General features: G+C 68.1%; 10 protein-coding genes. All 10 read right to left on the bottom strand.

All coding sequences use genetic code 11. The features are described from left to right. Positions 1-186: 186 nt before the first annotated feature. The 10 genes from ACZ6DT_RS30225 to ACZ6DT_RS30180 all read right to left on the bottom strand — a co-directional run bounded on the left by ACZ6DT_RS30225 (position 187) and on the right by ACZ6DT_RS30180 (position 10,832). Complete coding sequence (locus tag ACZ6DT_RS30225; protein ID WP_465601686.1) at positions 187-1,293, bottom strand: FAD-dependent oxidoreductase; 1,107 nt, start codon at positions 1,291-1,293, stop codon at positions 187-189. A gap of 66 nt (positions 1,294-1,359) precedes the next feature. Further along, entirely contained in the window at positions 1,360-2,316 is a 957-nt protein-coding gene (locus ACZ6DT_RS30220) for a ferritin-like domain-containing protein (protein ID WP_465601684.1), read from the bottom strand. Between the two features lie 86 nt (positions 2,317-2,402). Beyond that, on the bottom strand, positions 2,403-3,647 hold the full coding sequence (locus ACZ6DT_RS30215; protein ID WP_465601681.1) for an aspartate aminotransferase type Ic: 1,245 nt from the start codon (positions 3,645-3,647) through the stop codon (positions 2,403-2,405). Between the two features lie 519 nt (positions 3,648-4,166). Continuing rightward, positions 4,167-4,661 carry a hypothetical protein gene (locus ACZ6DT_RS30210; RefSeq protein WP_465601678.1) on the bottom strand — a complete coding sequence of 165 codons (495 nt, stop codon included), beginning with the start codon at positions 4,659-4,661 and terminating at the stop codon, positions 4,167-4,169. Continuing rightward, on the bottom strand, positions 4,658-5,146 hold the full coding sequence (locus tag ACZ6DT_RS30205) for a hypothetical protein (protein ID WP_465601675.1): 489 nt from the start codon (positions 5,144-5,146) through the stop codon (positions 4,658-4,660). Before ACZ6DT_RS30205 ends, ACZ6DT_RS30210 begins: the two co-directional genes overlap by 4 nt. After that, the gene (locus ACZ6DT_RS30200; RefSeq protein WP_465601672.1) at positions 5,146-6,381 is read right to left on the bottom strand and encodes an MCE family protein; all 1,236 of its coding nucleotides are present in this window, start codon (positions 6,379-6,381) and stop codon (positions 5,146-5,148) included. Before ACZ6DT_RS30200 ends, ACZ6DT_RS30205 begins: the two co-directional genes overlap by 1 nt. Continuing rightward, positions 6,378-7,583 (bottom strand): MCE family protein, encoded by a 1,206-nt coding sequence (locus ACZ6DT_RS30195; protein ID WP_465601669.1) that lies wholly within the window; start codon positions 7,581-7,583, stop codon positions 6,378-6,380. Before ACZ6DT_RS30195 ends, ACZ6DT_RS30200 begins: the two co-directional genes overlap by 4 nt. Continuing rightward, positions 7,580-8,770 carry an MCE family protein gene (locus ACZ6DT_RS30190; protein ID WP_465601666.1) on the bottom strand — a complete coding sequence of 397 codons (1,191 nt, stop codon included), beginning with the start codon at positions 8,768-8,770 and terminating at the stop codon, positions 7,580-7,582. Before ACZ6DT_RS30190 ends, ACZ6DT_RS30195 begins: the two co-directional genes overlap by 4 nt. Next, positions 8,767-9,798, bottom strand: coding sequence for an MCE family protein (locus ACZ6DT_RS30185; protein WP_465601663.1), 1,032 nt, complete (start codon positions 9,796-9,798; stop codon positions 8,767-8,769). The genes ACZ6DT_RS30190 and ACZ6DT_RS30185 overlap by 4 nt, the downstream gene beginning before the upstream one ends. Then, positions 9,795-10,832 carry an MCE family protein gene (locus ACZ6DT_RS30180; protein ID WP_465601660.1) on the bottom strand — a complete coding sequence of 346 codons (1,038 nt, stop codon included), beginning with the start codon at positions 10,830-10,832 and terminating at the stop codon, positions 9,795-9,797. Before ACZ6DT_RS30180 ends, ACZ6DT_RS30185 begins: the two co-directional genes overlap by 4 nt. Positions 10,833-10,972: the final 140 nt, after the last annotated feature.

The raw sequence follows: 10,972 nt of genomic DNA, 5'->3' as shown, positions 1-10,972 counted from the left end.
CTCAAACGCTACGTCGCCCGCGAAATCCACCGAACACTCATCACAGACATCAACAACCTCACCAACACCCCTTGACATCTATAGGAGCATCTTTCCCAACGTCGAAGGTTGCGAAAGTGGCTTTCGCAACGCTCGCGCAGGCCCGGTGAGCATCCTCGGGCGCAGGTCACCACCGCAGTCAGCCGACTAAACGCGGATCGTCGCGTCCCACTCGATGTGGTGCTGGTACAGCCAGTTCCGGCCCTCGTCGGACGTCGTCCCCGAAGACACCGCCGCGTTACTGGCCACCAGTTCCTCCACCCGTGCCCGCCGCAGCCGTTCGTAGGCCATGAAAGCCGTTGGCGCGTCAGGAAGATCACGCAGGCACTGCGCCAGCACGACACTGTCCTCCAGCGCCATCGACGCTCCCTGACCCGCGGCGGGCGAGGCCGCGTGGGCGGCGTCGCCGACGAGCACCATCGACGCGTTGAACCACACCGGCGTCGAGGGGACGTCGTAGGAGTGGCCGCCGAAGACGTCGTCTCCCGTCGATTGGATGATTTCCGCGGCAGGCAACGGTTCCCCGTCGAAAGCCGCGAAGGCCGCCGAACGCCACTCGGCGGCCGAGAGACCGACGCGGACGCCCTCGGCCGTGGGAAGCCGCGCGAACCAGTACGTCGAGCCGTCGGGTGTGCTCGTGTAGCCGAAGAAGGCGTGCAGGCTTTGAACCATCCGATAGAGGGACGGCGCCTGCGGGATGCTCGTGTCGGTCGTGTAGCCGTAGACGACGTCGAGGCCCGTCGAGCGCGGAGGCGGGCACGCCGGGTCGATGATGGTCCGGACGACCGACCGCAGTCCGTCGGCCCCGATCAGGATGTCCCCCTCGGCGACGGACCCGTCCTCGAAGCGCGCGACCCCCGGCGAGGCGGAAACCAGCCGCTTCCCGCGTTCGAAGGTGATCCCACGCGAGATCGCTTCTTCTTGCAGCACACGGTAAAGGGACGCGCGGGTCAGGGTGCGCGGCCCGGCGAGACCGTCAGTGCCGTCTACGTCGAACGATCGCCGCTCGACGGTCCGCCCGTCCGGCGTGACGAGTTCCAGCCCGACGGCGGCGAAGGAATTGTCGATCACCGGCGCCTCGGCGCCGATCGCGCGCAGGGCGTCCATGCCGTTGTGCATGATCGTCAGGAACGCGCCCGCGTCCTCGCCGCCGGACGGGTACGCCTCATGGACGCTCGCTTCGATCCCGGCCCGCCGCAACGCCATCGCGGTCACCGTGCCCGAGATACCGCCGCCGATGATCACAGCCTTCACCGCGAACCCCCTCCTCGTGTCGCCGTCACCCGACGGTACCGGGAAACGGCGACACGCCAGGAGAGGTCACGCGCCGCCGCTGGCGACGATGTCGCCGTTGACCCCCTTGGGGAAGAACCCGCCCTCCTTCACCGGACCGGGGTTCAGGTAGACGATGTTCAGCACCCGGTCGGCACCGCGGCCGAAGCAGATGCCGTTGTTGTCGGCTGGCACGATGTTGGCCTGGTTGCCGAGCAGGATGCCCTGGTCGTCGTCGCCGGGGCCGTCGAGGGCGTCGCGGGCGTTGGAGATCTTGGCCGCCGCGTCGCCGAGGTCCCGGTCGAACAGCGAGGTCCGGATGGTGGCGGCGTGATAGGCCTCGGCGGCCAGGATGCCGGCGGCCGCGTCCAGGAACGTCTTGTTGGTGATCAGCGGCGCGGCCCCCTTGTAGGCCGTGACGCCGACGTCTTCGAACAAATACGCCGCGAGCAGGAAGTTCTTTTCGTTGGCGAAGGGGTCGAACTGCTGGTATTCGCTGACCAGCCCGGCCGCCCGCGCCGCGGTGGTGAAGCTGTTCTTCAGGTCGATCTCGGGCCGCGAAACCGCGGCCTCGCCCAGCGCGCCGCGCAAGAACTTTACGTGCGCGACCTCGTCGCCCGCGATCTCCTTCGCGAACTGGTGCAGCGCCTTGTCGTGGAACATCACCTTCTTGCCGCCGACCACGCCGCCCTGGGCGCCGGCACCGCCGGTGAGCTCGTCCGGCAGCCCGCGACCGTGGACGGCGAAGGAGTAGAACTCGGCTTCGAGGTACTCCAGGTTGAGCGCGAAGTTGAGCACGGCCGCGTCGCTGGGGGCCGCAGCAGCGTCACCGACGACAGCGGCCTCACCCGTCGCCGAAGCGGACGAAGTGGCCTGCACCCCGAGGTAGGTCGCGCCGGCCACACCGAGCCCCGCCGCGCCGGCGGCCTTCAGGAACCGTCGGCGATCCGTGCGGTTCTCGGCGCTGCGCGAGATCAGGGTACGAACGAAGGGCTTTCCGAACACGAGTGGTTCCTCTCGTCTTTGCGGTGCACACCCACCCACTCGGACGTTCGGAACCACCCGTGACCCGGATTGGAAAGATCTCGAGATTATTTCTTCGTCGCCGCGGCAAGGCGAACGCAGACGGCGAGACCTCGGATGGCCTCTTCGACTTCGGCCAGCTCGGGGTACGTCGGCGCGATGCGGATGACGGCGTCCTCGGGGTCGTCGCCGTACGGGTGGGTCGCGCCGGCCGGGGTAAGGGCGATACCCGCCTCCTTGGCCAGCCGCACGACCTCCTTGGCGGTCCCCGGCGGCACGGTCAGCGAGATGAAGTACCCGCCGGTCGGCTTGGTCCAGGACACGAGGCCCGATTCACCCAGTTCCTCGGTGAGGATCTCGTCGACGGCCGCGAACTTCGGCCCGATGAGCTCGGCGTGCTTGCGCATGTGCTCACGGACGCCGTCCTCGTCGCGCAGGAACCGCGCGTGCCGGAGCTGGTTGACCTTGTCCGGGCCGATGGTCCGCTTGCCGATGAGGCCGGTCCACCAGGCCAGGTTCGCCTCGGATGCGCCGAAGAAGCCGACGCCGCCACCCGCGTAGGTGACCTTCGAGGTGGAGCCGAAGACGAACGCGCGGTCGGCGTTGCCCGCCTCGGTGGCCAGCGCGAGCAGGTCCGCCAGCCGCGCCTCGTCCTCGGTGAGGTGGTGCACGGCGTAGGCGTTGTCCCAGAAGATCCGGAAGTCCGGGGCGGCCGTGGTCATCGTCGCCAGACGACGCACCGTGTCGTCGCTGTAGGTGACGCCGGTCGGGTTGCTGTACTTCGGCACGCACCAGATGCCCTTGATCGCGGCGTCCCCGGCGACGAGGCGCTCGACGACCTCCATGTCCGGACCGGTCTCCGTGAGCGGCACCTGGATCAGCTCGATCCCGAAGCGCTCGGCCAGCGCGAAGTGCCGGTCGTAACCCGGGACCGGGCACAGGAATTTGACGCTCGGCTCGTCGGCCCAGCGGCGCTCGGCGCCCGGGAGCTTGCTGAGGAAGGCCTGCACGATGGAGTCGTGCATGAGCTCCAGGCTGGAGTTGCCCGCGGCCAGCAGCTGCTCGGCCGGGACCTGCAGCGGTCCGGCGAAGATGCGGCGGAGCTCGGGCAGGCCCTTGAGGCCGCCGTAGTTGCGGACGTCCGTGCCGTCCTCGGCCTTGCGCACGTCTCCGGGCAGGGCGAGCAGTCCGTCGGCGAGGTCCAGCTGGCGGGGGGACGGCTTGCCGCGCGTGATGTCCAGGGAGAGGCCACGGTCGACGAGGGCCGCGTAGTCGCGGCGGGCGCTCTCGACATCGACAGGTGCAGTGGTCATGCCTAACGCTAAACCCGGCGGTGATCGGGCGTGAGACGAGGGTGGCTTCCGGTCCGCTCGCCCAAGATCCGATAACGGTTCCGGCGCGTTCTTCATCATTCGTAACGAGGCTGAATCCTCTGGTGACGCGACCGTTGTTTCTTGCATTCTCGGCGGCACGAGAAAAGGGGAGAAAAAGGGGAAGGATGAATCGGTCGGCGGTGACGCCGATGGCGGCGGGTGCGTTGGCCGCGTCCGCGGTACCACGGCCGGGAACGGCGACTTCGGCTTCCGCGGTGGCCGCTCCGCCGAACACGATCGTAATCCAGCCACCGCGGTCGCGGCCCCGCCTCAGACGGTTACGTCGCACCGCCCGCGACAAAGACGCTCTATCCCGCACCGGCGGTTCCGGTGCGCGGGAACACCGTGCACGTCCATCTTCCGGCTCGGCGAACCGATCGTTCACTGCGTACTTTTTCCGGTTCCCGCACCTTTTCCGGCGACGCGATCACCGGCGCGAAGAGGAAACGCGTTTCCTGATCAGAGCGGAGTGAGCTGCGAGATCTTCCACCGGCCGTCGACACGCTGCGCGGTGACCGAAAGCTGGGACACCGAAGACCGCGGGGCGCCGCCGCCCGTGGTGAGCGTTTGCTGGTCGAGGAACAACAGCACTTCGGCCTGGTCTCCACGCAGGGACCGGACACCGAGCGAGCGGACCGTCGTGGTGCGCACGAGCTTCTGCTCTTCGGCCCGTTTCCGCGCCGAAGCGAACTGGTCCCGGTACTGCCCGGTCGCCTCGCCGGTCAGCACGTCGGCCGCGGCCCGTTCGGTGCGCGCGAGGTTGCTGTAGTCGTAGGAGAAGACCGCCTTGACCCCGGCGCCGACCTGGTCCGCGACCTCGGCGGTGGCGGCCTGGTCCACCAGCGCCGCGTTGCCGTCCGAGCCCAGCGAGGACGCCTGGAGCGCGAACCACACCGCGCAGCCGGTGGCCAGCGCGATGACCGCGATCAGGATCCGCGGGGTGCGGCCGGTCATGATCCCGCCGCCTGTACCGCGCTGACCTTCCAGCCGTCCTCGACGCGCTGGTAGTCCACGGTCAGCCTGCTCACCTTGGGCGCGGCCGATCCGCCGCCCGTGCTGACCCGCACGTCCAGCACGGCCATCAGCCGCGCCGTCCCGGCGACGGCGTCGAGTTCGGTGACCGCGGCCTGTTCGAGCTTGGCCGTGGCGACGGTCTTGCTCGTGGTCGCGCGGTCGATCTGGACCTGCCGGTCACCGGTGAGGTCCTTGCCGAGCCGTCCCGTGGTGACGCCGAGCCAGCGGTCGACGTCCTGGGCCCCGCTGCGGTAGTCGATCGTGTTGAGCACCTCGAGCTGGCCCGACGCCGCGGCAAGGACTGCTTCGCGCTCCCGGCCGCGGGCCAGGCCGTCGTCGTGCGCGGCGCTCCACCAAGACCAGCCGAACCAGGCGGCCGCGAGGACCGCCAGCGCGGCGAACACGGCGAGGGCACGGGTGAGCACTACTTGCCGCCCAGCAACGCGCCCAGTCCGTCGGGAGCGGATCCGGTGAGCAGGCTCAGCACGCCTGGCAGTTGAGCGGATTCCACCGCCTGCGGGGTCTGCTTCGGCCGCTCCGGGACCGCGGGCGGCTTCCCGGCGTACGGGGCGTTCTGCGAACCTCGCACGCCTGTAGGGCTTCCCGGCGGCTCGGCGCAGTAGGCCTGCGTGTTCACCGGCGCCTCGGTGGTGTCGTTGGCGGGGCGTTGTTTCGTGCCCTCGTAACCCTTGGTGCACGAGACCGGGTCGAAGAAGTTGAACACGACGCCGAGGTGACCGGTGCCGTCCGGCGATGTCGAGCGCGAGAACGCCGAGATGATCGGGTACGCGACAAGGAGTTCCTCGATCGCGTCGGTACGGGCGGAGGTGATCTGGGCGGTGGTGAGCGTGTTCGCGAACAGCACCCCGAGGTCGGTCCCGGAAACCGCGAGCACGTCGCTGATCTGGCGACTCAGCTTGGGTGCTTCGTCGATCACGCGCCGCAGATCCGGGTCGGACGTCTTCAGCTGGGCCGCGATCGTCTTGAGCCCGCTGGAGAACTGGGTGATGTTGTCCGCCTGCCGCCGCTGGGTGTCCAGCACCGTGCGCGAGTTGGCGAGCAGGCCCTGGGTGTCGGGCAGGTACTGCGTCGCCGTCGCGGTGAGGGAGCCGGTGCTGTCCAGCAGCCGCCGCAGATCCGGCCCGGCGTCGGCGAAAGCCTCGTAGGTCTCGTCGACGACGGTCTTCAACGATTCCGGCTTCACACCGGACACCAGCTTGTCCAAATTGGACAGCACGGTGTCCGGCGCGAGCGGGATCGAGGTCTTGTCGCGTTCGATGACCGAACCCTCGGCCAGGTAAGGCGCGTTTTCGTGCATGGGCAGCAGATCGACGTACTGCTCCCCCACGGCCGACCGGTTCGCGACCGCGGCCTTGGTGTCCGCGGGGATCTTCGGCGCCCCCGAATCGATGTCGAGGCCGAGATCGACACCGTGCTCGGTGAGCGTCATCGACGCGACCTTGCCGACCGCGACCCCGCGATAGGAGACCTCCGCGTTGACGAAGATCCCGCCGGAGTCCACGAGCTGGGCGGTGACGAGATAGCCGCGGGTGCCGAAGAGCCGGTCCAGTCCGGCGTACTTGCCGCCCGCGTAGACGACCGAGACGACCGCGATGACGACGAACGCCGCCATCTGGATCTTGGTCTTGCGCGTGATCACCGGCCACCTCCCAGCAGCGGTCCGAGGATCCCGCCGAGCACGCCGCCCAGTACGTCTCCCTGCGGCGTCGGGGGAGCCTGCGGGAGATCACCGCCGGGCAGCGGCAGCACCGGCGGAGCGGCACCGTTGGTGAACGGGATCGCGCCGGGTGTCCCGGTGCCCCGGCTCCCCGGCAGCTGGATGATCGGCTGCGACGAGTTGTTCATGTTCTCCAGGAAGGTGTCCAGATTCAGGTCGATCTTCGCTTCGACGTTCGCGTAGTCGCCCTTGATCACGTTGCCCGCGTAGTCCGGGAACGGATAGGTGAGCAGGATCCGCAGCGCCGTCGGCAGATCCTGGCCCGCCTCGGTCAGTTTCTTCAGTGTCGGTTGCAACGCGCGGAGATTCGCCACCAGCGTGTCCTTGCTCGCCTCGATCGTTTCGGTCGCCACCCCGGACAGCGTGGTCAGCGACCGCAGCATGCCGACGAGCTGATCCCGTTGCTCGGTCACGACCTTGAGCCCCGGCGAAAGATTGTCGAGCGCGTTCGTGAGGTTCTGCGTCTGGCCGACGAGGGTTTTGGACAGCTTGTCGAGGCCGTCGATCGCGCGGAGGATCTCGCCCTTGTGGCCGTCGAGTTCGGTGGCCAGTTCGTCCACCTGGGACAGCAGCGAGCGGACCTCGGCCTCGTTGCCGGTGAGGGCCTCGTTCAGTTCGTGGCTGATCTTCTGGATCTGTTCGACGCCGCCGCCGTTGAGCAGCAGGGAAAGCGCGCCGAGGACCTCTTCGACCTCGGGGTTGCGGTTCGTGCGGTCCAGCGGGATCTTCGCGCCGTCGGCGAGTGCTTCTTCGGGTTTCTCGGGCGCGTGCAGATCGACGAACTTCTCCCCCAGCAGACTCGACTGCCGCAACTCGGCACGAGCGTTCGCGGGCAGCGCGATGTCGCCGTTGACGACCATGCTCACCCACGCCGACCGCGTGTCCGGGGCGAGGTCGATCTTTTCGACCCGCCCGACCGGGACGTCGTTGACCTTCACACTCGCCTGCGGCACGAGGTCGAGGACGTCGGAGAACTGCGCGGAGAGCCGGTACGGATGGTCGCCGAGATCCGCGCCGCCCGGCAAGGGAGTGTTGTACAACCCGGAAAAACCGCCGTCACCGCAGCCGGCCAGTACCAGGACGCCCGCCATCACTCCCGCGATCTTCTGCCGTTGCCGCCTCATTTCGGAAGCCCCTTGGTCATGACGTCGACGAGCGGCAGTGGCAGCGGTGGCAGCTCACCGCTCTGCAGTGAGGCCAGCACCTGCGGTACCGACGGGAGTTTCAGCGTGCCGTCGAGAACGGGCGCGAGCTGTTTACAGATATCGCCCAGCGCGTCCGGGATCGGTTTCGGCGTGCTCGCGCTGATCAGGCGGCACACGGTCAGGATCGGCGGATGCGTCAGCTCGTTCAGGTTGTCCCGCACCGCGATCGTGCCGGACGCGGCGTCGTAGGAGTTGATGAAGTTGGTCGCCCCGGTCGGCGCGATGTCGATCACCTCGGCGAGCGAGGCCCGCTGGTCCACGAGCACCTTCGTCAAGCCGGCCAGTTTGTCCACATTGGACGAGAGCAGCTCCTTGTTCTCCGCGACGAACTTCTCGACGTCGCCCATCGCCGTCGCCAGGGAGTTCAACGCGGCGCCCACGTCGGCCGAATCCGCGGCCAAGAAGCCACTGACGTCCGCGGCGCGGCGGTAGAACTCGTTGAGCTGCTTGTCGCTTTCGGCGAGCGCCCCGGTGAAGGAGTTGAGGTTCCGCACCGTGGTGAACAGGTCGCCTTTGGAGCTGTCCAAGGTCTTGGCCAGTTCGGACAGCCGTGTCACCGTGGTGTTGAGGTTCTTCCCGTTGCCGTCGAGATTCGCCGCCGCGGTGTCGAGCAAGTCGGACAGCGCGCCGTTCTTGTTGGCGCCGTTGGGTCCCAGGCTGGTCGAGAGCTTGTCGAGACTGGTGTAAAGGTCGTCGAGTTCGGCCGGCGTCGCCGTCTTCTCCTTGGCGATCACCGTGTCCGAGGCCATTTCGGGACCGCTCTCGTAGGCCGGGGTCAGCTGCACGTACCGGTCGCTGACCAGGCTAGGCGCGACGACGACGGCTCCCGCGTCGGCCGGGATCGGGGTGTCGCCGTCGATCCGCATGTCGACCCGGACCGCCTCACCCCGCGGCGTGACACCGGTGATCTCCCCGACCTTCACCCCGAGTACCCGGACCGACGAACCCGCGTAGAGCCCGACCGTCTTCCCGAAGTAGGCGCTGATCCGCGTCCCGCCGGGTTCTTTGAACACCAGCCACAGTCCCGCGGTGAGGAGCAGCACGAGGACGCAGGCGAACGCGACCCAGGTGTGGACCGTCCGCCCGGTGCGGGTGTGAATGGTCATCGTCCGCCCACCCCCTGGTTCGGTGCCGCGATCGGCGGCGTGCAGCCCTCCGGGTTGACCTGGAACGCGCCGGCGATGATCGTCGGCGGCAGCAGCCCGCACAGGTAGCCCTCGAACCAGCGCCCGTTGCCGGTCGCGTTGGCGCCGACGCGGGCGAACGGCGCCATCAGCGCGAGGCTGCGGCTGAGGTTGTCCTGGTTGCGCTGCAGGATGTCGGTGACCTTGCCGAGTTTCTCCAGCGTCGGCTTCAGCTGTTGCCGGTTGTCGGCGACGAGCCCGGACAGCTGCGCGGAAACCTGTTGCGTGCCCTTGAGCAACGTACCGATCGCGTCCTTCCGGTTCCGCAGTTCGGCGAGCAGGAGGTTGCCGTCGTCGAGGATCCGTTTCAGCTGGACGTTACGGTCGGAAAGCGTCTTGGACACCTTGCTCGTGTTGGCCAGCAACGTCTTCAAGTCACCGTCGCGTGAGGACACCGTCTTGGACAAGGAAGACAGGCCGCTCAGCGCGTCCTTGAGGTACCGCGGGCTGTCCTTGAGCGCGTCGGAAAGGACGGTGAAACTCGACGCCAGCTGTGCGGTGTCGATCTCCCCGACGGTGCCCGACAACTGCTCGAACGCGTCCTGCAGCTCGAACGGCGTCCGCGTGCGGTCGAGCCCGATGATGGTGTTCGGGTCCTGGTTCGCCTTGCCCTTCGGGGTCAGCGCGAGGAACTTCTCGCCCAGCAGGGTCTTGATCTCGATCGACGCGGCGGTCGCGTCGCCGACCCGGACATCCTCGACCCGGAACTTCACCAGCACCTTCTTGCCCGCCAGCTCCACCGAACTGACCTGGCCGACCTTGACCCCGGCGACCTGGACCTCGTTGTCCGGCGCCAGCCCCGCCGACTCGCCGAAGTACGCGGAGTACGTCGTCCCGCCGCCGAACAACGGGATCCGGTCGGAGAAGTACGTGGTCACGGTGACCAGCACGATCAGGATCAGCGTCACGCCCCCGACCAGGGCCTGGTTGCGTTCCTTGAGCGGCTTCACGGCCCGCACCTCTCCGGTCGCTGCGTACCCGGCAACGGCGTGATCGGCAGTTCGATGTTGAGCGACTTGATGCCGATGCTGCCGGAGATCCCGCACAGGTAGTAGTTGAACCAGCTGCCGTAACTCAGTGTCCTGGTGAACTTCTGCAGGTTGCCCGGCAGCACTTGCAGGAGATGGTCGAGCAGTTGTTCCGAGTCGCCGAGGTTCTGCGACAGCGCGCCGAGCTGCGCGACGTCTTCCTTGAGCGCGGGCCGCGCGTCGGCGAGCAGGCCGGTGGTGGCGACGGTGAGGTCGCCCAGCGCCTTGACCGCCTCCCCGATCGGCTGCCGCTGCTCGGCCAGGCCGGTGACCAGCCGCTGGGTCTGATCGATCAGCTCGCCCAGCTCCGGCGAACGTTTCTCGACCGTGCCGAGGACGGTGTTGAGATTCGCGATGACGTCACCGATGATCTTGTCCTTGCCCGCGATGGCCGACGTGATCGACGCGGTGTGCGCGAGCAGGCTGGTGATCGTGCCGCCCTCGCCCTGGAAGACCTGGATGATCTCGTAGGACAGTTTGTTGACGTCTTCGGGGTTCAGCGCGCGGAAGAGCGGTTTGAACCCGTTGAACAGCACGGTCAGGTTCAGCGCCGGTTTGGTGCGCTCGGGCGGGATGACCCCGCCGCGCGGCAACGACTTCTCGGCCCCGATGTCCGTGCCGAGCGAGAGATACCGCTGGCCGACCAGGTTGCGGTACTTGATGGTGGCGGTCACCGACGCGGGCAGCCGATGCGTGGTCTGGACGTCGAAGTGGACCTGTGCCAGGCTGCGGTCCCCCTCCTCGACCTCGATCTTGGCGACCTGCCCGACCTTGACGCCGACGATGCGGACGTCGTCACCCTCTTTGAGCCCGGACGCGTCGGTGAACTTGGCCGTGTAGCCGGAGGTCTCGCCGAAGTTGGTGTTCGCGATGGTGGCGCCGAGGATCGCCGTGAGCAGCACGGTCACCACCGCGAAGATGAGGATCTTGACCAGGTCGGGGACGAAGGACCTCATCGGGTCGCCCTCCCGACCGCGGGGGAAGGTGGCGGTGAGGCGGGGGGGTGGGGGGGGGGGGGGGGGGGGGGGGGGGGGGGGGGGGGGGGGGGGGGGGAGCACGCAGCCGCGATCGCGCATTCCGCCCGTCCGACGGTTTT

Source organism: Amycolatopsis sp. NPDC041971, assembly GCF_055588925.1.
Note: the sequence above shows the minus strand (reverse complement) of the source record. Positions and strands in the feature narration are given on the sequence as shown.